Source organism: Planomonospora parontospora (assembly GCA_014647935.1).
GTDB classification, from domain to species: Bacteria; Actinomycetota; Actinomycetes; order Streptosporangiales; family Streptosporangiaceae; genus Planomonospora; species Planomonospora parontospora.
The window spans coordinates 120,766-145,476 of record BMQD01000009.1; the positions used below are offsets into that span (position 1 = coordinate 120,766).

General features: G+C 74.5%; 14 protein-coding genes. 11 read left to right on the forward strand and 3 right to left on the reverse strand.

Annotated features, from left to right (window positions below):
- The first annotated feature begins 118 nt into the window (after positions 1-118).
- The 6 genes from IEZ07_RS16065 to IEZ07_RS16090 all read left to right on the forward strand — a co-directional run bounded on the left by IEZ07_RS16065 (position 119) and on the right by IEZ07_RS16090 (position 8,101).
- On the forward strand, positions 119-697 hold the full coding sequence (locus tag IEZ07_RS16065) for an RNA polymerase sigma factor (RefSeq protein ID WP_191895491.1): 579 nt from the start codon (positions 119-121) through the stop codon (positions 695-697).
- Positions 697-1,569: a hypothetical protein gene (locus tag IEZ07_RS16070; protein ID WP_191895492.1), complete on the forward strand. Its 873-nt coding sequence runs from the start codon at positions 697-699 to the stop codon at positions 1,567-1,569. The genes IEZ07_RS16065 and IEZ07_RS16070 overlap by 1 nt, the downstream gene beginning before the upstream one ends.
- 271 nt (positions 1,570-1,840) lie before the next feature.
- Entirely contained in the window at positions 1,841-3,460 is a 1,620-nt protein-coding gene (locus tag IEZ07_RS16075) for a methyl-accepting chemotaxis protein (protein ID WP_191895493.1), read from the forward strand.
- 237 nt (positions 3,461-3,697) lie between these two features.
- Entirely contained in the window at positions 3,698-5,563 is a 1,866-nt protein-coding gene (locus IEZ07_RS16080; protein WP_191895494.1) for a CASTOR/POLLUX-related putative ion channel, read from the forward strand.
- Between the two features lie 215 nt (positions 5,564-5,778).
- Positions 5,779-7,095: a cytochrome ubiquinol oxidase subunit I gene (locus IEZ07_RS16085; protein ID WP_191895495.1), complete on the forward strand. Its 1,317-nt coding sequence runs from the start codon at positions 5,779-5,781 to the stop codon at positions 7,093-7,095.
- A gap of 151 nt (positions 7,096-7,246) precedes the next feature.
- Positions 7,247-8,101 (forward strand): cytochrome d ubiquinol oxidase subunit II, encoded by an 855-nt coding sequence (locus IEZ07_RS16090; protein ID WP_191895496.1) that lies wholly within the window; start codon positions 7,247-7,249, stop codon positions 8,099-8,101.
- 455 nt (positions 8,102-8,556) lie between these two features.
- On the opposite strand, the gene IEZ07_RS16095 is transcribed toward IEZ07_RS16090, so the two are convergent.
- On the reverse strand, positions 8,557-10,218 hold the full coding sequence (locus IEZ07_RS16095) for an alpha-amylase family protein (protein ID WP_191895497.1): 1,662 nt from the start codon (positions 10,216-10,218) through the stop codon (positions 8,557-8,559).
- 156 nt (positions 10,219-10,374) lie between these two features.
- Between IEZ07_RS16095 and IEZ07_RS16100 the strand changes: the two genes are divergently transcribed.
- The 4 genes from IEZ07_RS16100 (at position 10,375) to IEZ07_RS16115 (ending at position 15,050) form a co-directional block, all read left to right on the forward strand.
- Positions 10,375-10,752: a hypothetical protein gene (locus IEZ07_RS16100; protein WP_191895498.1), complete on the forward strand. Its 378-nt coding sequence runs from the start codon at positions 10,375-10,377 to the stop codon at positions 10,750-10,752.
- A gap of 175 nt (positions 10,753-10,927) precedes the next feature.
- On the forward strand, positions 10,928-13,273 hold the full coding sequence (secD, locus tag IEZ07_RS16105; RefSeq protein WP_191895499.1) for a protein translocase subunit SecD: 2,346 nt from the start codon (positions 10,928-10,930) through the stop codon (positions 13,271-13,273).
- A gap of 206 nt (positions 13,274-13,479) precedes the next feature.
- Positions 13,480-13,680, forward strand: coding sequence for an EF-hand domain-containing protein (locus IEZ07_RS16110; protein WP_189237951.1), 201 nt, complete (start codon positions 13,480-13,482; stop codon positions 13,678-13,680).
- A gap of 116 nt (positions 13,681-13,796) precedes the next feature.
- Positions 13,797-15,050: a PucR family transcriptional regulator gene (locus IEZ07_RS16115; protein WP_239320200.1), complete on the forward strand. Its 1,254-nt coding sequence runs from the start codon at positions 13,797-13,799 to the stop codon at positions 15,048-15,050.
- Positions 15,051-15,117: 67 nt separating this feature from the next.
- Here IEZ07_RS16115 and ccrA read toward each other — a convergent pair whose 3' ends face one another.
- Positions 15,118-16,428: a crotonyl-CoA carboxylase/reductase gene (gene ccrA, locus IEZ07_RS16120; protein ID WP_068902168.1), complete on the reverse strand. Its 1,311-nt coding sequence runs from the start codon at positions 16,426-16,428 to the stop codon at positions 15,118-15,120.
- Positions 16,425-23,060, reverse strand: a complete 6,636-nt coding sequence (locus tag IEZ07_RS16125; RefSeq protein WP_191895501.1) for a type I polyketide synthase — start codon at positions 23,058-23,060, stop codon at positions 16,425-16,427. Before IEZ07_RS16125 ends, ccrA begins: the two co-directional genes overlap by 4 nt.
- A gap of 266 nt (positions 23,061-23,326) precedes the next feature.
- Here IEZ07_RS16125 and IEZ07_RS16130 point away from each other — a divergent pair, with 266 nt between their 5' ends.
- Positions 23,327-24,637, forward strand: a complete 1,311-nt coding sequence (locus IEZ07_RS16130; protein ID WP_239320190.1) for an alpha/beta hydrolase — start codon at positions 23,327-23,329, stop codon at positions 24,635-24,637.
- Positions 24,638-24,711: the final 74 nt, after the last annotated feature.

Below are 24,711 nucleotides of genomic sequence, written 5' to 3' on the forward strand. Positions count from 1 at the left end.
GGAATCGGAGGGGACACCCCGACCGACCGCACGGCCCGGAAGAACCGGATCGCCGGGAAACGCGGTTCCGTTGCCGGACACGTACGGGAATGACGAGTCCCCGACGGAAGGAACCGATGTGGGCCCCCCTGACCCTCAGCGGCGCTTCGAGGAGATCTACACGGCGCACTACCCCGACCTCCTGGCCTACGTGCGCCGCCGCACCCACTCCCCGGACGACGCCGCCGACGCGCTCGCCGAGACGTTCACCACGGCCTGGCGCCGCCTGGACGACGTCCCCGAGGGGCACGCCGCCCGCCTCTGGCTGTACGGCACGGCCCGGCGCGTGCTGGCCAACGGCCGCCGGGCCGCGGACCGCCGGACCGAGCTGGCCGTACGGCTCCGCGCCGAGCTCGCCGTCTGGGCCGAGCGCGCCGACACCGCCGGGCCCTCCGAGAACACCGCCGGGCACGATCCGGACGGGGTGCGGGAGGCGTTCCGGCGGCTGAGCGCCGGCGACCGGGAACTGCTCGCGCTGGTCAGCTGGGAAGGGCTGGACCCCGGGGAGATCTCGACCGTGCTGGGCTGCTCGCGCGGCGCCGTACGTCTCCGGCTGCACCGGGCGCGCAAGCGGCTCGCCCGGGAACTCGAATCCGCCGGCCTGGATCTGGCCAGGTACGGCTCGCGCGCGGTCGCGCTGGCGAAGGGAGAAGCGTGATGCACGACGTCGACCGCCTCGTGGCGGGTATCGCCCCCGATCCAGGCCCCGGCATGACCCCGGGAGCCATGGAGCTGTTCGAGGAGATCACCACCGCCCCGGCCGCCGCACCCGGCCGGCCCGCCGGGCTCCTCCGGAGCGGGATCCCGCGGCGCCGCCGGTGGGCCGTCCTGTCGGCCATCGGCGTCGCGACGGCCGCGGCGGTGCTGGCGAGCTGGTCGCTCCCCGGCGGGCTGGGGCCGGCCCCGGCCTCCGCCACCCTGGACATCGAGCGGGACGGCGACCATTACGTCATCACGGTGAAGGACCTGTTCGCCGAGCCGGAACTGTACGAGCGCGAACTCAAGGCCCGCGGTCTGGACATCACCCTCAAGCTCGTCCCGACCTCCCCCGGCGGGGCGCGGGGCATCTACGTGTTCAACGACGTCGACCGGCTCAGGGCCGGCGAGCCCGTCCCCGCCGACGGACCCATCACGACGATCGAGGCGCCCGGACCCTGCGAGCGGCTCGGCGGCTGTCCGACCGGGCTGAAGGTCCCGGTGGACTACGCGAAGAAGGCCGAGGTCACTCTCGGCAGGGAGGCCCGGCCCGGTGAGGCGTACGTCATCCGGCCGATCATCGACATGCCCGGTGAGCCGCTCCACTGCGTGGAGTACGTCAACAAGACCGTCGCCGAGGTCGTGCCCATGCTGCGGGAGCGCGGTGTGGAGCCGGAGCTCACCTCCTTCACCGCCTCCGGCCGGGTGCCCCCCGGGCACTGGTACGTCCACGACGGCGTGATGAGCGCGGCGGGCGAGGCGATCGTCCTGACCGGTCCCGAGCCCGCGCCGAACCCTCGCCCGGTCGGGGAGTTCTGCCCGAAGGGATCGTGACCACCGCGCCGTGAACGGCCCGGCGGGACCCCGTGACCGGGCCCCGCCGGGTCCCGCCGGGCCTCCCGCGCGTCCCCCGGTCACCGCGGGCCGCCCCGCGCCGACGGCCGGGGAGGACGCCGTCACCGACGGCCGAGGGAGCGCGCCGCGGGCTCGGGTCGCCGTCTCGGGTAAAGAAACACTTCGCCGGCCGGAAAGCTTGGAAATCCCGTGCCGCGGCCGATGGATGGATCGACGGAGACCTCGACGCTTAGAAAATTGAGAGCACGCCATGAACGACATGCCTGACCGGATGGGGAAGACGACCGCCGGTGCCCGCTGGAACTGGACCATCGGCCGCCGGCTGACCGCCGGCTTCGTGGCCGCGCTGGTCATGATGGGCGTCATCGGTGCCGTGTCCTACAGCAACACGGTCGATCTGGTCGAGAACGAGAAGTGGGTGGCCCACACCCACCAGGTGCTGAACAAGCTCGACGGCGTGCTGTCGACGCTGAAGGACGCCGAGACCGGCCAGCGCGGCTACCTGATCACCGCCGAGGAGTCCTACCTCGGCCCCTACACCGAGGCCAAGAAGGCCGTCGGCGACCTGCTGGACGAGACCGCCGAGCTCACCTCCGACAACGCCGCCCAGCAGAAGCACATCGACACCCTGCGCCCGCTGGTCGACGCCAAGTTCGCCGAGATGCAGCAGACCGTCGACCTGCGCCGCGCCGAGGGCTTCGAGGCCGCCCGCGCGGTCGTGCTGTCGAACAAAGGCAAGGCGACCATGGACCAGATCCGCGCCACCCTGGACGAGATGCGCGACGCCGAGGCGAGCCTGCTGACCGTGCGCGCCGAAGAGGCCGAGGCGACCGCGTCGACGACCAAGAACGTGGTGCTGTTCGGCACCTCGCTGGCCGTGATCGCGCTGCTGGGCCTGGCCTGGTTCCTGACCCGCGGCGTCACCGGGCCGGTCAACGAGCTGGCCCGGCGGCTGCGCGACATCGCCGAGGGCGACGGCGACCTGACCCAGCGGGTGGACGCCTCCCGCCGCGACGAGATCGGCACCCTGGCCCGGCTGTTCAACCAGTTCATCGGCAACGTCGCCGAGCTGGTCCGCCAGATCAACGACTCGGCGGCCTCCTCCTCGGCCGCCGCTCAGGAGCTGTCGGCGATCAGCGCGGAGATCGGCAAGCAGACCGAGAACGCCTCGGCTCAGGCCACCAACGCCGCGGCCACGGCCGAGCAGGTCTCCGGCAACGTGCAGACGGTGGCCACCGCCAGCGAGGAGATGGGCGCCTCGATCCGGGAGATCTCCCGCAGCGCGGCCGAGGCCAGCACCGCCGGCCACGCCGCGGTGAGCCGGGCGGCCGAGGCCAGCACCGCGATCACCCGGCTGGGCGAGTCGTCCGAGGCCGTCAGCAGCGTGGTCGCGCTGATCAACTCGATCGCCGAGCAGACCAACCTGCTGGCCCTCAACGCCACCATCGAGGCGGCCCGCGCAGGCGACGCCGGCAAGGGCTTCGCCGTGGTCGCCTCCGAGGTCAAGGACCTGGCCCAGGAGACCGCCAAGGCCACCGGGGACATCACCGCGCGCATCACCGCCATCCAGGCGGACGTGGCCGCGGCGGTGGCGTCGATCTCCACGACCGCGCAGGTGATCGGTGAGGTCAACGACCACCAGGGCAGCATCGCCGGTGCGGTGGAGGAGCAGAGCAGCACCACCGACAGCATGGCGGGCAACATCTCCGAGGCCGCCACCGGCGCGACCGCCATCGCGCACAGCGTCCAGGAGATCGCCACCACCGCGCACGCGATGGTGAGCAGCATCGGCGAGGTGCGGCGGGCGTCGGAGGAGCTGGCGCAGAACTCCACGCACCTCAACGCGCTGGTGGGACGCTTCCGCGTCTGACCACCGCACGACCGGCCGTCCGGCCGGCGCACGACCCTCCCGGGGCCGGGGGCGCACGCGGTGCGCTCCCGGCCCCGCGCCGTCTCCCCGCTGCGGGAACACCGGCTCCCCCACGGGAGGCCGAGGCCTCCACCTGCCCGCATGCCGTACCGGCGGACCCGGATGTGCGAACACCTGAGCGACATGTACTTTTTGTGCGATCGTTGATCGGGATTCACCGAACGGGGAGGTATGCCGGTGTCCAGGCCGACGCGCCGGGAGCGGGTCCGCTACTGGTTCGACAACACCATGTCGCGGGGCACGGTGGCGCTGATCGGGTGGCTCGCGGCGATCTCCGCGGCGCTGATCGCCGTGGTCACCGGGCTCGTGCTCTGGCTGACGCCGGTCGAGGCCGCGCAGCACCACGGCGTGGCGGGCGTGCTCTGGGCGACGCTGATGCGCACGCTCAGCCCCGGCAAGGTGGCCAGCGACACCGGGAGCGCGCCGTTCGTGGCGCTGATGTTCGTCGCGTCGCTGGGCGGCCTCTTCATCGTCAGCGCCCTGGTCGGCGTGCTCGCCAACGGGCTCAAGGAGCGGTTCGAGCAGCTCCGCAAGGGCCGGTCGCGGATCATCGAGCGCGGGCACACGGTGATCCTCGGCTGGTCAGACCAGGTCTTCACGATCGTCCGGGAGCTGGTCCAGGCGCACGCGAGCCAGCGCGGCTCCGTCATCGCGATCCTCGCCGACCTCGACAAGGTCGCCATGGAGGACGCGCTCCGCACGCACGTGGGCGACACCGGCGCGACCAAGGTGGTCTGCCGGACCGGGCGGCCCGTCGAACCGGCCGACCTCGACCTGATGAACCTCGACTCCGCCCGCTCGGTCGTCGTGCTCTCCCCGCAGGGCGACGACCCCGACGCGCACGTCATCAAGACGCTGCTCGCCCTGGACAAGCGCGCCGGCGACCACCCGCCGGTGGTGGCCGCGATCGCCGACACCGCCAACATGGCCGCGGCCCGGCTCGCCGGCGGCCCCGACGTGCACCTCGTCGACTCCGACGACACCGCCTCCCGGCTCATCGTGCAGTCCTCCCGCCAGTCGGGCACGTCGGTGGTCTGCATGGACCTGCTGGACTTCGCCGGCGGCGAGATCTACCTGCGCTCGGACCCCGATCTGGCGGGCACGCCGTACGGCAGGGCGCTCCACGCCTACCAGGCGGCCACGGTCATCGGGCTGCGCCGCGGCGGCCGGACCATGCTGAACCCGCCGGCGGACACGGTGGTCGAGGCCGAGGACGAGATCATCGTGATCGCCCAGGACGACTCGATGATCCGCCTGGCGGACGGCATGCCGAAGGCCCAGGAGGACGCGATCGTGATGACCCCGCACCCCGTGCCCGGACCCGAGCGGACCCTGGTGCTCAACTGGAACGGCCGGGGCCGCCAGATCGTCCGCTGCCTGGACGGCTACGCCGCCCCCGGCTCGATCCTGGACGTCGCCTCCGACCACCCCGACGCGGCGACCGGCGTCGACGGCCTGGTCAACCTCACGGTGAACGTCAAGGACTGCGAGACCACCGACCGCTACGCGCTGGAGTCACTGGGCCTGGGCGTCTACCAGCACGTCATCGTGCTGTCCGACGACCGCTACGAGGCCGGGCACGCCGACACCCGGACGCTGATGACCCTGCTGCAGCTGCGCGACATGCAGACCTCGCTCGGCGAGCGCTACTCGATCGTCAGCGAGATGCACGACGAGAACAACCGGGCCCTGGCCGAGGTCACCCGGGCCGACGACATCGTGATCAGCGACACGGTGATCGGCCTGCTCCTGGCCCAGCTCACCGAGAACCGGCACCTGGCCGACGTGTTCGGCTATCTCTTCGACTCGCGCGGCTCGGAGATCTACCCCCGCCCCGCCGAGCGGTACGTCCGCTCCGGGGCGCCGGTCAGCTTCGCCACGGTGATCGAGTCGGCCGCCCGCCGGGGCGAGACCGCGATCGGCTACCGCCTGGCCGACCGGGTCGGCGAGGCCCCGCACTTCGGCGTGGTCCTCAACCCCGACAAGTCCCGCCTGGTCCGCCTCGGCCCCGGCGACTCGGTGATCGTCCTGGCCGAGCACTGAGCCGAGCACTGAGCCGGGCGGCGGACCGGACCGCGGCCCGGATATCGGGCCGGACCGCGGCTGCGGCTGTGGCTGCGGCTGCGGTCCGCCGACACCTGGCGGGTGCGGGAGTGCCGCCGGCGTAGACGGCCCGCGGGAGACCGCAACCGGTGGGGTACGGCGGGCGCCATCCCCGGGGGGACGCGCGGGCGGGGCCGTACCGGGACGCTGAGGCCATGGACACGCTCGACCTGGCCCGGCTGCAGTTCGCCCTCACCGCGGGGACGCACTTCCTGTTCGTCGCGCTCACCCTCGGCCTGGCCACGCTCATCGCGGTCGTGCAGACGCGGGCCACGCTGACCCGCTCCGCCGTGCACGAGCGGATGACGCGGTTCTGGGGACGGCTCTACGTGATCAACTACGTGATGGGCATCGTCACCGGACTGGTGATGGAGTTCCAGCTCGGGATGGCGTGGAACGGGCTCTCGCACTTCTCCGGCAACGTCTTCGGGGCGGCGCTGGCGATGGAGACGCTGGTCGCGTTCTTCGTGGAGTCCACCTTCCTGGGGCTGTGGATCTTCGGCTGGGGGCGGCTGAACCGGTGGGCGCACCTGGCGGTGTTCTGGGTGGTGACGCTCACCGCCTACGCCTCGGCCTACTGGGTGCTGGTGGCCAACGGCTTCATGCAGAACCCGGTCGGCGCCGAGCTCTCCGGCGGGACGCTCCGGCTCACCGACGCGGCGGCGGTGCTGGCCAACCCGGCGGCGCTCACCGCCTTCGGGCACGTCCTGGCCGCCTCGCTGGTCGCCGCCGGGTTCTTCCTGGCCGGGGTGAGCGCCCACCACCTGCGCCGCCGGACCGCCGAGCAGGAGTTCTTCCGCCGCTCGCTGCGGATCGGCGTGTTCACCGGCCTGCCCGGCCTGGCGGCCGTCCTCGCCTTCGGCGAGCTGAGCTTCTCCACGGTGCAGCCGATGAAGTGGGCCGTCTTCGAGGGGGACGCGGCGGAGATCGAGCGGCTCCGGGCGGAGGCCGCGGCGGCGTACGAGGCGGTCCGGGAGAGCGTGGGAGGGGCCGCGGGCCTCGTGGACCACGTGCCGCCCGCGCTCCCGGTGCAGGCCGGGGGGATCGTGATGCTGGGGCTGTTCGGGGTGATGGCGCTCGTCTCGCTGGTGAGCGTGCCGCTGGCGCTCTCCTCCCGGGCGGTCCGGGGGCTGCGCGCCTGGCACGTGCTGCTGACCGCGGCGGTCCCGCTGCCGTTCGCCGCCGTGCTCGGCGGGTGGGTGCTGCGGGAGGCGGGCCGCCAGCCGTGGGCGGTGCAGGGGCTGCTGACCACCGAGGAGGCGCTGAGCGACCTGCCGCCCGGCCTGCTCCGGTTCTCGCTGGCCGCCTTCACCGTGCTGTTCGCGGTCCTGGTCGCGGTCAACGTCTGGATGCTCGCCCGTGCCGCCCGGCGGGGCCCGGACCCGGCCGACGGCCCGGCGGACGGCGCTCCGGACCTCCCGTCCGGCTCCTCCGCCGCCCGGGACGAGCCGATCCCGGCGGCCGTCTTCTGAGCAGCGTCCCGAGCCTCCTCCGGAGGCCGCGTCCCGGTCGTGTCCCGGTCGTGTTCCGGAGGCCGCGTCCGGGAGGCCGTGCGCCGGCCGTGCGCCGAGCCGCCTTCCGGCGTCCCCACCCTTCCCGACAAGGAACCACGAAGGAACCACGATGGAAATCGCCCTCCTCGCCTTCTTCACCGCCGGGTACCTCGTGCTATCGGGGGCCGACTTCGGGATCGGCATGCTCCTGCCGTACCTCGGGCGCTCCCCCGGCGAGCGCGGCCGGGTGCTGGACGCGATCACGCCGTTCTTCCTGGCCGACGAGGTCTGGCTGGTCGTCGCGGTCGGCTTCTTCGCCGGGGCCTTCCCCGTCCTGGAGGGCGAGTTCCTCGCGGAGAACTACGCGGCGTTCACCGTGCTGCTGCTCGGCTGGGTGGCGCGGGACGCGGGGATCCTGCTGCGGCGACGGGCGGACCGGGCGGCGTGGCGGACCGGGTGCGAGGCGGCCGTGGTCGCCGGGAGCTGGGCGGTGGCACTGAGCTGGGGGTTCGTCCTGGCGGGGAGCGCGGGAGCGGCGCCACCGGTCCTGGTCGCGGCGGTCGTCGCCGCCGCCGGGCTGTTCTGCGCCCAGGGACTGGCGCTGGCCGCGCTCCGGCTGCGCGGGGAGACCTCGCGCGGAGAGACAGGGAAGGCATCCGGCGGGGAGACGCTGCGCGGGGAGGCCGAGAAGGCGTCCGGCGGGGAGGCGGAGATGCCGTGGCGGCGGGCGAGGCGGCCCTTCGGCGCGCTGGGCGAGCACGCCGCCTATGCCCTGGCCTCGGCCGCCATCGTGTCGGCCGGGCTGGCGGCCGGATCCCGCCTGCCGCTGGCAGAGCACCTCGCCGACCCGGCGACGCTCGCCCTGCTCACCCCCGCCGCCGCGATCCTCACGCCGTTGCTGGTGGGAACGCAGGTGTGGCTCTGGCGGGTCCTCGGACACCCCGGGTCGAGGACGGCGAGGGAGACCGCGATCGCGACGTCATGACCCTCGCCCAACGCGTCCGGCGGTGGGAGGACCCGGCCGGGCCCACGGCCGAAGCCTGGAACACCGGGCACACCGACACCGACACCGCCGGACACGGAACGGCCGCGCCCCGCCGGAGGGCGGGACGCGGCCGTGTCGCGGAGATCATGAGGTCTCGAGAAGGACCCGTCGTCCCCTGCTTCGGCGCCCGGATCGCGGCGCCGTCCAGATCAGGCCGTCGCCGTGATCATCCAGGCCAGGCCGAGGAGCACGGCCACGGGGATCAGCCACACCACGGCCTCGATCGCGAACTCCTTGTACACGGTGAACTTCCTTCTCTGGGGGAACCGGGTCGATGACAATATCGGCCCGTAGCATACGGGCTTGAGGGAATCCCGGGCTCCCGAGGGACACTGCAACCGGCGAGCCGGCCCATTGAGATGGCCGATATCGCCGGTGGAGGCTGAGCCGGATCGTCAGTGGCCCTTGGCCGAGGCGTCCTCGGGGAACTCGTCGGGCTCGGCCACCCGGAACCAGCGGCAGCCGTACGGGCCCATGGTGAAGCCCACCCGCCCGCCGGGCCCGACGTCCAGCGTCCCGTCCACCAGCAGGTCGACCAGGACGCACGGGTCGCCCAGGCCCTCCAGGACCAGTTCCACCTCCGCCTCGCGGTCGGCGAAATTGTGCACGGCGACCACGGTGCCGCCCTCGGCGTCAGCCCGGTGGGCCAGCACGGCCTCGTCCCCGGCGTCCAGGACGTCGTAGTCGCCCCAGGCCAGCTCCGGGCACTCCCGGTAGCGCTCGATCAGCATCGTCACCCAGTGCAGCAGCGAGTCGGGGTCGCGGCGCTGGTCCTCGACGTTGACGTGGCGCGGGCCGAACTCGCCGGTCACCGGCGGCACCGGGGTGCGCACCTCGCCCCGCGAGAAGCCTCCGCTCGGCGCCCACTGCATGGGCACCCGCACGGCCATGCGCCCCTTGGCCTCGAGGTTCTCGCCCAGCCCGATCTCCTCGCCGTAGAAGAGCACCGGGGTGCCCGGCAGGGAGAACAGCACGCTGTAGGCCAGCTTGAGGCGGCTCAGGTCACCGCCGAGCATCGGCGGCACGCGGCGGCGCAGTCCCCGGTCGAAGAGCTGCATGTCCTTGTCCGGGCCGAAGGCGTCGAAGACCTCGTGCTTCTCGGCCTCGGTGAGCTTGTCCAGGGTCAGCTCGTCGTGGTTGCGCATGAACATCGCCCACTGGGCGTCGTCGGGCGCCTTGGGCCGCTCGCGCAGCGCCTCGGCCAGCGCCTTCGGGTTCTTGCGGGCCATGGACAGATGGAAGCGCTGCATGGCGACGAAGTCGAAGCACAGGGTGACCTCGTCGCCGTTGCCGTCGCCGAAGTACTCCGTCAGCTCCGGGTAGGGCAGGTTGACCTCGCCCAGCAGGATCGAGGTGCCGTCCCGCCGGTTCATGAAGGCCCGCAGGTCGGCGAGGAACTCGTGCGGGCCGCCGTCGATGTCCTCGATCAGGAACGGCACCGCGTCGACCCGGAAGCCGGACAGGCCGAGCTCCATCCAGAAGCCGAGGATGCGCGCGATCTCGTCGCGGACCTCGGGGTTGGCGGTGTTCAGGTCCGGCTGGAAGCGGTAGAAGCTGTGGTAGTAGTACTGGCCGGTCCCCTCGTCGAGCTCCCAGAGGCTGTCCTCCTCGTCCGGGAAGACGATGGCCTTCGGGTCGAAGGGCTCCGGCTCGTCCCGCCAGACGTACCAGTCGCGCTTGGCCGAGTCCCGGCTGGAGCGCGACTCCTTGAACCACGGGTGCTCGTCGGAGGTGTGGTTGACCACCAGGTCGGCGATGACCCGGATGCCCCGGTCCCTGGCGGTCCGCACGAACTCCACGAAGTCGCCCAGGGTGCCCAGCCGGGGGTCCACGGAGTAGTAGTCGGTGATGTCGTAGCCGTCGTCGCGGCCGGGGGTCGGGAAGAACGGCATCAGCCAGATGCAGGTCACCCCGAGGCGGTCGAGATGGTCGATCTGCTGGGTCAGGCCCCGGAAGTCGCCGATGCCGTCACCGTTGCCGTCCTTGTAGGTCTCGACGTCCAGGCAGTAGACCACGGCGTTCTTCCACCACAGGTCTCCGGTGTAGGTCAGTCGCATGCGGGCGCACTACCCTCCCGTGGGGTTTTTATGAGGATGCGGCGGCATCGCGACCCGCCGCGGCCCGTCGGCCGGAGCGTGTCCCGGCCGTCGTGGCGGTGACCGGTTATGGTGGGTGGGATCACACGGGGTGGTCCCGGTCCACCGGAGGGCGTCATGCGGCAGCGAAGGTGCGGTGCGCCCTTCGGCTGGCTGCTCGCCCTGCTGCTCCCGCTGTTCGTCTCAGGCGGGCTGAACGCGCCCGCCGCCCTGTCGTACGGCGCGCAGCACCGGCCGTCCGTCGCCAAAGCCCCCGGCGACCACCACCCCTTCTCCCGCCAGACCCCTCTGGGCGAGCGGCATCTCTCGGCCGCCTCCGCCTTCACCGGGACCGGCGCGGGAGGCGGCCACCCGGCCGCGCCGCCGCCGCGCGCGCTGCCGCATCCGCCGTCCTCCCACGGTCCGGCCGCGCGCCCGGCCCGGGACGACGACCCCCGCCCGCTCGCGGCCCTGCTCGTCAGGTCCGGCCGCGCGCCTCCCTCCACAGGCGGCTGAGGCACCCCGCGTTCCCGCGTTCCGGGGTGCTGCGCCGTACCCGTCCGACCGACGTCCCCCCGGACCCGTCCTCCGGGTGCTCCGCCGTACCCGGCGGAGTCCCGCGGGCCCGCGCCGGGGCGCCCGGCCGTGCGCGGGACCGCTCCTCATCCTCTCCGAGCCTGTGGAGGCTTCCATGTCGCGTGCCCCGCTGATACGCGCGATAGCGGCGTTCGCCGTGATCGCCGCGTCTCTCTACGTAGCCCTGACCATGCGCCCGACCCTCGGTCTCGACCTGCGCGGCGGGACCCAGATCGTCCTGGAGACCAGGGACTCCCCGACGGTCAAGGCCGACGCCGAGACCACCGACCGCACCCTGGAGGTGCTCCGCCGGCGCGTCGACGCGCTGGGCGTGTCGGAGCCGACCCTGGCCCGCTCCGGTGAGCAGCGGATCATCGTCGAGCTGCCCGGTGTGCTGGACCCGAGCAAGGCGGCCGAGGTCATCGGCAAGACCGCCCAGCTGACCATCCACCCCGTCATCGCGGTGGCCGACGCGAACACCAAGCCCGGCAAGGGCGAGCAGGTCATCGCCGACGAGGACGGCTCCCGCATCCTCGTCGGCCCGGCCCGGCTCAGCGGTGACGACGTCGGCGCCGCCGAGGCGGGCATCGACCCGCAGTCGGGCGGCGGCTGGTTCGTCACCATCGACTTCCGCGGCAAGGGCACCCGGGAGTGGCCGAAACTGACCGGCGAGGCGGCCTGCAACCCCTCCGGCGACCCCAAGCGGCGGGTCGCCATCGTGCTCGACGGCAAGGTGCTCGTCTCGCCCCAGGTGAACGAGGACGTGGCCTGCAACGTGGGCCTGCCGGGCAACTCCACCCAGATCACCGGCTCCTTCACCGCCGAGGAGGCCAAGGAGCTGGCCGTGCTGATCGAGGGCGGTTCGCTTCCGGTCCCGGTCGTGACCGTCGAGCAGCGGACCGTCGGCCCGACCCTCGGCGCCGCCGCGATCGCCGCCAGCGCCCAGGCCGCCGTCATCGGCGTCGCGCTCACCGCGCTGTTCATCGTCATCACCTACCGGCTGGTGGGGCTCGTCGCCGCCTTCGCGCTGGCCACCTACGGGCTGATCTCCTACGCGGCGCTGGTGGCGCTCGGCGCGACCCTCACGCTGCCCGGCCTGGCGGGCTTCGTGCTCGCGATCGGCATGGCGGTGGACGCCAACGTGCTGGTCTTCGAGCGGGCCAGGGAGGAGTACGCCGCCCGGTCGCGGCCCGGGACCGGGTCCGCGGCCGCGAAGCAGGCCGGGGAGCGGCGGGAGGCCGCGGCGGCCGGGGGCGGGACGAGGCTCCGGCAGGCTCTGGAGAAGGGCTTCCGCAACGCCTGGAGCGCGGTGGCCGACTCCAACATCACCACGCTGCTCGCCGCCGGGCTGCTGTTCTTCCTGGCCTCCGGGCCGGTGCGCGGCTTCGGCGTGACGCTCTCCATCGGCGTGCTCGCCTCCATGGTCACCGCGATGGTCATCACCCGGGTCATCGCCCAGTGGGCGGTCAACCGCCGGGCCGTCGCCTCCCGGCCGGCGATCACCGGCATCGCCGGGATCGGGCGACTCCGCACCTGGCTGAACGAGCACGGCCCCGACCTGATGCGCCACCACGTGGCCTACCTCGTGGTGGCCGCCGTGGTGGCGGTCGCGGCGCTGACCGGGCTCGCGGTGCGCGGGCTGAACTACGGCGTGGAGTTCACCGGCGGCCGGATCGTCGAGTACTCCACCACTCAGGCGATCACCGCCGACACCGCCCGCGAGCTGGTCGCCGACGCCGGGTTCCCCAGCGCCGTGGTGCAGACCTCGGGCAAGGACATCTCCGTGCGGACCGGTCAGATCGGCAACGCCGAGGTGAACCGGATCGAGGCGTCGCTGGAGCGCGGGGCCGGGCAGGTGAACAAGGTCCGCGACGAGCTCATCGGCCCGAGCATGGGCGCGGAGCTGCGCCGCAACGCCCTGATCGCGCTGGCCGTGGCGCTCGCCGCGCAGCTGGCCTACCTGGCCTTCCGGTTCCGCTGGACCTTCGGCCTGGCGGCCGTGCTGACCCTGGCCGTCGACGCGTCGGTCGTGGTCGGCGCGTTCGCGTGGCTGAACAAGCCGATCGACGGGGTGTTCCTGGCGGCCATGCTGACGGTGATCGGCTACTCGGTCAACGACAAGGTCGTGGTCTTCGACCGGGTCCGCGAGCTGTGGGGGGAGCGGCGCAAGGAACCGTTCGCCGCGGTGGCCAACACCGCGATCCTGCAGACCGTGCCGCGTACGGTGAACACCGGTCTGGGCGCGATCTTCATCCTGGCCGCGCTGGCCGTGCTCGGCGGTTCGTCGCTCACCGACTTCGCGGTGGCGCTGCTGATCGGCGTCATCGTCGGCACCCTGTCGTCGGCGTTCGTCGCGGCGCCGCTGGCGATCCGGTTCGAGAAGCGCAACCCGGCCCCGCCGCCGCAGCCGAAGCTGAAGCGGACCGCCCGTCCCCGGGAGGGTTCCGGGGCGGTCGTCTAGGGTTCCGGGGCGGCCATCCGAGACCGGCGGCGGGGCCGTACCGCCCGCCGCACCGGGATCCGCGCGGACGCTCCGGGGCTCGGCCCCCGGGGCGCCCGCGCGGGGTCTGTCCGGCCCGGGATCCCGGGAGACCCGCCGGGATCCCGGGTCCGGGCCGCTAATGTGCATCCGTCTGATTCCTCCGCATCCGGAAGGCGGATCCACCCATGGCCAACGACTACGCGCTGACGTTCAGCATGGTCGACGTCGACGGCGACGGCCTGATCTCGGCCGTCGAGCTGGCGCGTCTCATGGAGGTGCTCGGCCAGCCCCTCACCCCCGAGGCCGCCGCCGCGGCGATCTCCAGGATGGACGAGGACGGCGACGGGCTCATCTCCCTGGACGAGTTCGCCGCCTATCTCGGATAGGTCTCAATCCCTCCCGCCGGATGCGCCAGGTGTTGCGCCTGCGACACTAACAAGCGTTTGCTTACTGCCAGGTGTTATCACGTCAGAACATGAGGCGCACTCCGACGGGAGGGTCTGTGGCGACGAAGGAACACACGAGGATCGCGGTCCGGGGACCGGGCGGCCGCGGCGGACCGGACGACCCGGTATCCGACCAGAGGCTCTGGGGCTCCACCCCGTCCGCGGTGGCCAGACTGCTCCGGCCTGGCCTGTCCCGGATCGCCGAGCAGGTGATCGGCGAGATCGTCCTCCGCATCCCCGAATACTCCCGGCCGGCCGACGAGACGTACGTCAAGATCGTACGGCTGGCCGTGGACGAGGCGCTGCGCCAGTTCGTGGACCGGATCGAGAACCCCAGCAGACCGCTGGAGGCCGACGTGTTCCGCACGATCGGGCGCGGCGAGGCCAACGAGGGCCGCAACCTCGACCCGCTGCAGACCGCGATGCGCCTGGGCGCCCGGGTGGCCTGGCGGCGCCTGACCGAGCAGGCCGAGGACCTCGGGCTCACCCCCCAGCAGCTGTACGACCTCGGCGAGGCCATCTTCGTCTACCTCGACCAGCTCGCCGACGCCGCCGCCGAGGGCTTCGACGAGGCCCGGGCGCGCGCCGCGGGCGAGATGGAGCGCCGCCGCCACCGCCTGCTGAACCTGCTGCTCAGCCGGCCCCCGGCCTCCCCCGACGCCATCGCGGACCTGGCCAGGACCGCCGGCTGGCGGCTGCCCAGGACGGTCGCCGGGGTCGCGCTGGACGAGCGGTGCGGCGGTTACCGCCCGCCCTCGCTCCCGCCGGACGTGCTGGCCGGGCTCGACCGGCCCGATCCCTGCCTGATCGTGCCCGACCCCGGCGGACCCGGCCGGGCGCAGACCCTGGAGACCGGGCTGCGCGGCTGGAAGGCGGCGATCGGTCCCGCCGTACCGCTGTCCGCCGCCGCCACCTCGCTCCGCTGGGCCCGCGAGACACTGGAGCTGGGCAGGCGCGGCGTGCTCTCCGGCAGGCGCGGCCTGGTCCGCTGCTCCGACCACATGGCCACCCTGGTCGTGTTCAGGGACGAGGAACTGGTCAACGCCCTCGCCGAGGTACGGCTCGCCCCCCTGGCCCACCTGCGCCCCAGCCAGCAGGACCGGCTGGCCGAGACGCTGCTGGCGTGGCTGCGGCACGGCCGGGGCGCCGGCGAGGTCGCCGCGCGGCTCCACGTGCACCCGCAGACCGTGCGCTACCGGCTGCGGCAGCTGGAGGAGCTCTACGGCGACCAGCTCTCCGACCCCGACATCCGCTTCGAGCTGGAGATCGTGCTGCGCGCCCGGCAGGCGGTCGGCTCCCGCCCGGCCTGACCCGCGCGTCCGGCCCGTCCGGCGGGCCCGCCGATCCGGTCGGCGCCTCCGGCCCCGCACCGGCCCGTCAGCTCCGGAACGTCCTGATCCGGTCCTCGCCGATGCGCTCGCGCAGCGCGTGGTCCTCGATCCCGAGGTCCTCGGCGGGGGCCAGTCCCAGCACGCCGACCTTGCCGACGTGCCGGTTGAGCTGCACGGCGCGGGCCGCCTCGCCGGTCCGCGCCAGCGGGTAGACCGCCGACAGGGTCGGCTGCAGCATGCCCAGCGAGAGCAGCCGGTTGACCTCGTGGCACTCCTGGTAGTTCGCGCCGTGCGAGCCGACGATGCTCTTCAGCTTCATCCACAGGTGCCGGTTGTCGTAGGAGTGCGCGTACCCGCTGGAGGAGCCGCAGGTGACGACGGAGCCGCCGCGCCGGGCCACGTAGACGGACGCACCGAAGGTGTCCCGGCCGGTGTGCTCGAAGACGATGTGCGGGTCCTCGCCCACCTGGCGGCGGATCTCCGCGCCGAAGGCCCGCCAGGCCTTCTCGTCGTCGAGGTGCTCGAACTGCGAGCGGTCCACGATGTGCTCGCAGCCCAGCCTGCGCAGCAGGTCCGCCTTCTCCTCCGAGCCGACCACGCCGACCGGGATGCCGCCGCCGTTGCGCACCAGCTGCACGCCGTACGCGCCGAGCCCGCCGGCGGCGCCCCAGACGAGCACCACGTCGCCCTGCTTCATGCGGGCGCCGCGCGGGCTGACCAGCATCCGGTAGGCGGTGGAGGCGCACAGCATGTTGCAGGCGGCCTCCTCCCAGCTCAGGTGCCGGGGCTTGGGCAGCAGCTGGGTGGCCTTGACCACGGCGAACTCGGCCAGCCCGCCGTAGTTGGTCTCGAACCCCCAGGCCCGCAGGTCCTCGCCGAGCATCGAGTCGGCGTGCGTGATCGGGTCCTGCGCGTCGACGTAGGCGGGCGAGACGACGACCCGGTCGCCGATCCGCCAGTGCCGTACGGCCGCGCCCATCCGGACGACCACCCCGGAGGCGTCCGAGCCGAGCACGTGGAAGTCCCGGTCGTGCCGGGGGTCGGTGCGGCCGAACCGCTCCAGGAAGGCGAAGGTGGGGATCGGCTCGAACATGGCCGTCCACACGGTGTTGAAGTTGATCGCGCTCGCCATGACGGCGACCAGCACCTCGTCGGGGGCGAGCTCGGGCATCGGCACCTCGCCGACGTGGACCGACTTCGTGATGTCCTTGTCCACGCCGTCGGTGCCGTGCGGGACCCGGCCGAACACGCCGACCTGGTCCTTGCGGGTGTGGGCCGCCCGGAAGGAGGAGGGGACCTCCAGGCGGGCGAGCTCTTCGGGGTCGGCGCCGTCGACGACGGCCTGGGCGAGGGTCATGGCTGGCCTCCAGCGTGTTCGGCGAGGTGAGCGGCGATGACTTCGACGTGGGGCGGGTCGAGCAGGTCGAGGTGGTGCGAGCCCGGGACGGTGACGACCTCCAGGGCCGGGCTGTACGGGCCGAAGCCCCGGGCGGGGTCGCCGTCGTGGACGTACCGGACGTCGTGGACCGCCCAGGGGGTTGGCTCGGTGGAGCGGTAGAGGATCACGCGGCCGGTGTAGACCCCCGGCCGGTAGGCCTCCAGCGCCCGGGTGTCGGCGTGCGAGGTGACCTGGTGGCGCAGGATCGCCTCGCCCAGCAGTCCGGCCACCCCCGAGGCCGCGACGCGCGCCTCGGTGAGCGCGAGCTGCCCGTCCTCGTCCAGGACCGCCAGCTCCTCGTAGCCGAGCTCGACGGGCACGCCGTACGTCTGGTGCAGGTAGACGGCGAAGTCGGCGTACCGGCGGGCGGTGATCCGGGTGCGCTCCCCCGGGCCGGTCTCGTCCGGCAGGCCGGAGTCGATCATCGCCACCAGCTCCACGTCCCGCTCGCCGAGCCGCCGCGCGGTCTCGAAGGCCAGGACCCCGCCGAACGACCAGCCGCCCAGCCGGTACGGCCCCTCCGGCCGCACTTTCCTGATCTCCTCCGCGTAGCGCTCCGCGCGCTCCGCCACCCCCCGCCCGTCCAGCCGCTCCAGCCCGAACACCGCCGTGCCGGGGCCCAGCAGCTCCACCAGTCGCGCGTAGACCTCCGTGGTCCCGCCCGCCGCGTGCGCCAGGAACAGCGGCGTCCCCGTCCCGGTCTCCCCCGCCAGGTGGGCGCGGGCCGCCAGGTTGAGCGGCCGGACGACGCCTCGCGCGGTCTCCTCCGCGTCCCCGGCGTCCCCGGCGTCCCCGGCGTCCCCGGCGTCCCCGGCGTCCCCGGCGTCCCCGGCGTCCCCGGCGTCCCCGGCGTCCCCGGTGTGCCGGGCGGGATCGGCCCGCCGCAGCCCGGCCGGCGGCTCCGGGGCGCGCACGCCGAGCTCCGCGGCCACGGCCGCGGCGAGGTCGCCGAGCGTCGCCCCGTTCAGCAGCAGGGCCGCCGGGAGCGTCACCCCGAAGTCCAGCTCCACCGCGCCGCGCACCCGGGTCGCCGCCAGCGAGTCGAGCCCCGCCTCGGTCAGCACCGTGCCCTCCCGGAGCCGGTCCCGCTCGAAGCCCAGCACGGCGGCCGTCCGCTCGGTGAGCCTGGCCGTGATCGCCGCCACGGCCGCGTCCGGGTCCAGGTCCTCCAGCGCCTCCGCGCCCGGCCGTCCGGAACCGGTCCCGGCGCCCTCCCCGAAACCGCCCGCCGTACCCGCCAGTTCCGCGAAGTACGGCATGCGCGCGATCCCGGGGAAGGCCGCCACGGCCGCCGCCGCGTCCAGGCGGACCACCCCGGCCGCGGACACGCCCCTGGCCAGCAGGGCCTCCAGCGCCTCGACGCCCTCGTCGGGGGTGATCGGCGCGACCGCGGGCAGCGCCGCCCGCCCCGCCCCGCCGACCTCGGCCCAGGTGCCCCAGGCGACCGTCGTCCCGGGCAGCCCCTCCGCCCGGCGCAGCTCGCAGAGGGCGTCCAGCCAGGCGTTCGCCGCGGCGTAGGCCGCCTGCCCCGGCGAGCCGAGCAGTGCGGCGGCCGACGAGAACGCCACCCACCAGTCCAGACCGGACCCCCGGGTCGCCTCGTGCAGCGCCAGGCCGCCGTGGACCTTCGCCGACCAGACCCGGTGCAGGTCCGCGGCCCCGACGTCGGCGACCAGCCGGTCGTCCAGCACGCCAGCGGCGTGCACCACCCCGCGCAGCCGCAGGCCCCCCGCGACGGCCGCGTCCACCATCCGCCCGGCCGTCCCCGGCGCGGCCAGGTCCCCGATCACCAACCGGACGTCCGTCCCGAGGTCCCGCAACTCCTCGATGGCGGCGATCCCCGAGGACCCGGGCCCCGAACGGCCGCCGAGCACGATCCGCCCGGCCCCCCGCTCGGCCAGCCAGCGGGCCACCACCAGCCCCAGCCCGCCGTACCCGCCGGTGATCAGGTAGCTCTCGCCCCGCCGCACCACCGGCCTCGCCGTACCGGGCGGTGGTGCGGCGGGGAGGGGCAGAGCCGCCAGGCGCGCGGCCCGGCGGACGCCGCCGCGCCAGGCGACCTCGTCGTCGGAGCCGCCGGAGACGCCCCGCATGCCTGAAACATTCCGTATGCCGGACATGTCATGCATGCCGGACATGGCGTGTGCCTCGGGTACGCCGGACGTGCTCGATGCACCGGAGGTACCGCGGGTCAGCTCCGTCAGGAGCGCGGCCGGGTCGTCGGCGTCGACCAGGCAGGCGCGCAGGCCGGGATGCTCGAAGGCCAGCACCCGGACCAGGCCGCGCAGGGCCGCCGCCCCGGGATCCGCGCGCTCCCCCGGCAGTACGGCCTGCGCCCGCTCGGTGGCCAGCCGCAGCCGCGCGCCGGTCCCGGCGAGGTCGCGGACGAGGCGGGTGACCGCGAGCACCACGCCCTCGGCCCCGGCCGGGTCCAGCCCGGCGGGGACCAGCACCACCACCTCGTCGGCGCCCGGAGCCGGGCCCGCCTCCTCGGCGGCCCGCACCGGTTCCGTCCCCTCCACGACCCGCACCGGTTCCAGTCCCTCCACGACCGGCACGGGGCCGACGGCCCCGGCCGGGTGAGGAGCGGGACGCTGGAGCGGGACGAGGTTCGGGGCCCGGAAAGGGCGAGGGGGCGCGGGCCGCATCCGGGGCGGGCACAGAGACAGAGACAGGGGCAGGGGCAGGGGCAGGGGCGCGTGGTGGACGGTGTGGCCCGCGCCCGTGAGACCCGCCGCGAGCCGTCCGGTCCGCGGGTCCCCCTCCGCCGCCACGAGGAGCCAGGACCGGGCGGGGCCCGCACAGGACCGGGCGGGGCCCGCATCCGCCTCGGACACGTCCGGGATCCCGGCCTCCGGCGCCTCCACCCACTCACGGGCGACCAGCTTGGCCGCGAGCGGGACCGGCACGGCGGTGGCCGGGACCCACCGGACCCGCACGTCCTCCGGGGCACCGTCCGGACCGAGGTACCCGATCTCGACGGGCACCGGCACGCCCTGCTCCGCCCCCGCTCCGCCGCCCGCCCAACCGTCCGGTGTCCCGGCCGGGCCACCACTCACCCCGCCGACCGCCCCACCGTCCGGTGTCCTGCCCGCCCCGCCGCCTGGTGTCCCGGCCCGTCCGCCGCCCGGTTCCTCCTCCGCCCGGCCGTGCAGCCGGGCGGCGAGCTCCGCCGGGCTCGGGACCGCTCCGGCCGGGGGCGCGTCGGTGACGATGGTCGCGGTGCCGTACCGGATCCAGGTCCCCGCGGCGTTCCTCGCGTCGATCTCCACCTCGCCGCACGGGGTGACGGTGGTGACGACCTCGGCGGGCAGCGGGAGCAGTCCTTCCAGGACGACGTCGGTCAGCTCGGCCCGGCCGCAGGCCTGCGCGGCCGCGGCCTGGGCGAGGGCGGCCACCGCGGCCAGCGGCAGCACCGGCAGGCCGTGGACCCGCCAGTGCGCGGGGTCCAGCCGCCAGGGGGCATCGGCGAGGTCGTCGACGGTCGCGGTCCACACGTGCCCGGCGGGACTCTCGACGTGCGTGCCGAGCAGCGGGTGCGCCCCCGGCGGGAGCGCGGCGCGCCGGGCGGGGGAGACCCAGTGCCGCTCGTGCCGCCACGCGGGCAGGGGCAGGTCGGTGACGGCGCCGTACGGGGCCAGCTCAGATGAGGGCAGCGCCACGGCCACGGCCGCCAGTTGGGCGGTGAACTCCTCGTCGTGCCCCCGGCGGAGCGAGTGCGTGACCACGGTGCCCGCCGGGAGGGTGTCGCGCAGCGCCGCGGCCAGGACCGGGTGCGGGCCGATCTCGGTGAAGACGGTGTGCCCGTCCTCGGCGGCGGCCCGGAGGGCGGCCATCAGCCGGACCGGGCGGCGGACCCCGGCGGCCCAGTAGGCGGGCTCGAAGACGGGCACCTCACGGGGGTCGTCGAACACGGTCGAGTAGAAGGGGATGCCGGGCTTCCCCCCCTCGATCCCGGCGAGCTCCGCACGCAGCCTCGGCAGGAGCGGCTTGACCTGGGGCGAGTGCCCGGCGCCCTCCGCGGTCAGCAGCCGGGACAGCAGGCCCCGCGCCTCCACCTCGGCGGCGAAGGCCGCCACCCGGCCGGGATCCCCGGTGACGACGCACTGCCTCGGCGAGGAGTGGACGGCGACGTGCAGATCGGCCGGGACCTCCTCGGCCGCCACCTCCAGCACGGCCATCGCGCCGCCGCCACCGAGGGTGCCCAGCAGCCGGGCCCGGCGGCAGACCACCCGGACCGCGTCCCGCAGGCCGATCCCGCCCGCGACCACCGCGGCGGCGATCTCGCCCATCGAGTGCCCGACCACCGCCGCGGGCCGTACGCCGTGGGAGTTCCACAGCCGGGCCAGCGCCACCTGCACCGCGAAGATCAGCGGCTGGGCGGTGGCCACTCCCCCGGGGTCGCGGCCCGCGGCGACGACCTCCCTGAGCGGGATGCCCGCCTCCTGGCGGAAGAGGGGGTCCAGCTCATCGATCACGCCGGCGAAGACGGGCTCCAGCGTGTACAGGCGCGCTCCCATCCCGGCCCACTGTGAGCCGTACCCGCCGAACACCCAGACGGGCCCCCGTCCACCGGCCGCAGTGCCCACCGCAGTGCCCACCGCAGTGCCCGCGGGCCGTCCCTCGTGTACGGCCCGCAGCCCGGCGGCCAGTTCCCGCGCGTCCCGGGCGACCACGGCGGCCCCGGCCCGGCCCCGCCCGGCGCGCCGGGCGAGCGTGCGGGCGACGTCGTCCAGTCCGGCCGGGGCGCCGCCGATCCACTCGGCGAGCCGTCCGGCGTGTTCCCGTACCCGGTCGGCCGAGGCGTCCGTCAGCAGGAACACCCGCGCGCCCCGCGCCCCGGCCTCGGGCTCGGCTCCGGGCCCGCCTCCGGCCGCGGCTTCGGCCCCGGACCCGCGTCCGGCTTCGGGATCGGCTTCGGACGTGGCTTCGGGCACGGGCTCGGGTCCGGCTACGGACGGCACGGCGGGCTCGGTTCCGGTTTCGGCTCCGGGCGGAACGGCGGGCTCCCGGGGGGCGGCGTCGAGGACGACGTGGGCGTTGGTGCCGCCGAAGCCGAAGGAGGAGACACCCGCCCGCGGGCGTGCGCCCGGCCCGCCCGGCCAGGGGGTGGGGGCGGTGACGACCTCCAGCCGGTCCCAGGGGATGTGCGGGTTGGGGCGGTGGAAGTGCGCGCTGGGCGGGACGACCCCGTGGTGCAGGGCGAGGACGGTCTTGATCAGGCCGGTGATCCCGGCGGCGGCCTCCAGGTGGCCGAGGTTGCTCTTGGCCGAACCGAGCAGGACCCGGTGCCCCGGCGGCAGGGCCGCGTCGATCGCCCGCGCCTCGATCGGGTCGCCGAGGAAGGTGCCGGTGCCGTGCGCCTCGATGTAGTCCGGCGGCTCCAGCCCCGCGTAGACCGCGCGCAGCAATTCCTCCTGGGCCTCGGGGTTGGGCGCGACCAGTCCGTTGGAGCGGCCGTCCTGGTTCACCGCCGTGGCGCGGACCACGGCCAGCACCCGGTCGCCGTCGCGCAGCGCGTCGGACAGGCGTTTGAGCACCGCCACGCCGCAGCCCTCGGCCCGGACCATCCCGTCCGCCGCCGCGTCGAACGCCTTGCACCGGCCGTCGGGCGCGGTCCCGCCGCCCCGGTCGAACGCCATCGTGACCACCGGCGAGAGCAGCAGGTTCACCCCGGCCGCCAACGCCAGGTCGCTCTCCCCCTCCCGCAGGCTGCGCACGGCCAGGTCGACGGCCACCAGCGACGAGGAGCAGGCCGTGTCCACCGCGAGGCTGGGCCCGCGCAGGTCGAGCAGGTAGGAGAGCCGGTTCGCGGCGATGCTGGACGCCGCCCCGGTCGCCGTCCAGGCGTCCACCCGGGAGACGTCCGCGGTGGTCAGGTAGGCGTACTCGTGGCCGGAGACGCCGGCGAACACCCCGGTACGGCTGCCGCGCAGCGAGCGCGGCGCGATCCCGGCGTGCTCCAGCGCCTCCCAGGCCGTCTCCAGCAGCAGCCGCTGCTGCGGGTCCATGGTCTCGGCCTCGCCGGGGACGATCCCGAAGAAGTCGGCGTCGAACCCGGCCACGTCGTCGAGGAAGCCGCCGTGCCTGGTGGTCCGGGCCAGCGCCTCGGCGGTGCGGGGGGAGCCGTCGTCGAACTCCTCCCACCGGCCCTCGGGGACCTCGCCGACCGCGTCGCCGCCCGCCAGGAGCAGCCGCCAGAGGTCGCCGGGCCCGCGGACGGAGCCGGGCAGGCGGCAGCCGAGGCCGACCACCGCCACCGGCTCGCCCGAGGCCGCCCGCCGTACGGCCTGCGAGACCGGGTCCGCCGTCCGCGCGGCGAGGCCCCGGGCGAGCCGGTCGATCGTGGGGTACTCCCAGACCAGCGTGGGGCCCAGCGCCCTGTCGAGCAGCGCCTCCAGCTCCCCCGCCACGGCGACCGCGTCACGTGAGGACAGCCCGAACTCCTCCAGGGGACGGTCGGCGTCGACGTCGGCGAGGGGCAGCCGGCAGCGTGCGGCGATCCGCTCCGAGAGGAAGCGGCGGATGTCGTCTTCACCGAGCAGGTCCACGGGGCGACTCCTGAGAACAGCCGAGGTGATCGGCCAACTTACCCAGGGGGTCGCCGGGAGGGATCCCTGGCGGACCACAATCCACCAGGGCGTTTTGTCATGGGCGTGACAACGGGCCGGTACGGCGCCCGGGGTGCGGACGGGTTTGTCGCCGGAGCTCAAGCGGGCCCGGCGATTCGTTGCGGACGCCCATATCGGCGCCCCGCCGCCCGACCTAAGGTCGCCTCCCACGGCCCTCACCGCTCCGGGCCGGTGGAGGAATGACGATGCGCCCTGCCCGACGCGGACTCCCGATCCCCTCGATCCCGCTGTCCGTCCCGCCGGTCCCGCTGTCGGTCTCGCCGGTCCCGCTGTCGGTCCCGCTGTCGGTCGCGCTGGTGATCTCGCTGTCGGCCTCGCTGCTCCTCGGACCGCCGGCGACCGCGCACGCGGCGGCCCCGGCGGCGAAGCCGAGTGCCTCCGCCGAGCCGAGCCCGGACCCGAGCGCGTCCCCGCGCCCGTCCGCGGGACCGGCCTCCGCCGCGAAGGCGGGCCGGAGCCCGTCGGGGCCCTGGCCGGCGGCGCTGCGCGGCAGGGCGCGCGTGGTGAAGGAGCGCTGGTTCGGCCTGCGCATGGTCGACCTCACGGTCTCGTCCCCGGCGGTGAACGCCCGGCTCCCGGTCCGGGTGCTGGTCCCCAGCGGCTGGTCGAAGCGGGCCGGCCGCACCTGGCCGGTGCTCTACCTGCTGCACGGCGGCGCGGACGACTACACCTCCTGGACCCGGATGACCGACATCGAGGAGATCACCGAGGACCTCGACGCGATCGTCGTGATGCCCGAGGCCGGGCGGGCCGGGAACTACAGCGACTGGCACAACGGCGGGAAGGGCGGCCCGCCCGGCTGGGAGACCTTCCACACCGGGGAACTGCGCCGCCTGCTGGAGAGCGGCTACCGGGCCGGGACCCGCCGCGCCGTCGCGGGCCTGTCCATGGGCGCCTACGGCGCGATGAAGTACGCCGCGCGCCACCCCGGCATGTTCCGCTTCGTCGGCGCCTACAGCGGGGTCATGTCCACCCGGCTGCCCGGCATCCCTGATCTGATCATGAACGCCCAGGCCGCCGAGGGCGCGGATCCCAGGGCGCTGTGGGGCGACCCGGTCCGGAACCGGAACGTCTGGAAGGCCAACGACCCTGCGCACCTGGCCCGGAACCTGCGCGGGACGGGCATCTACATCTCCAGCGGCACGACCAGCCTCCCCGGCGAGCTGGACGCGCCCGGCACCCCCTGGTCGCCCGCCCACCTGAGCGAGCCGGTCTCCGCCTACACCACCAAGGACCTGGTCGCCAGGCTCCGCCGGTACGGGATCAAGCCCGTGGTCCACCTCTACAAGGACGGCACCCACAGCTGGCCGTACTGGGAGCGCGAGTTCACCCGCTCCTACCCGATGATCCTGACCGCCCTCGGCCTGTCCCGGGACGATCGGCCGTCCCCGCCCGGCGAGGACGACCCCGCCCCGATCTCGGAGCTCGCCTCCGCCGGCTCCCGATCCGGTTCACCCGAGGACGGCCCGGAGGAGACCGTCGCTCCGGGCTCGTGACCCTCCGGCCGGAGGCGGGCGGCGCCGTCCGGGGTGACGCGGCGAACCGTCACCCCGCTCCTGTGGTGGTCGCG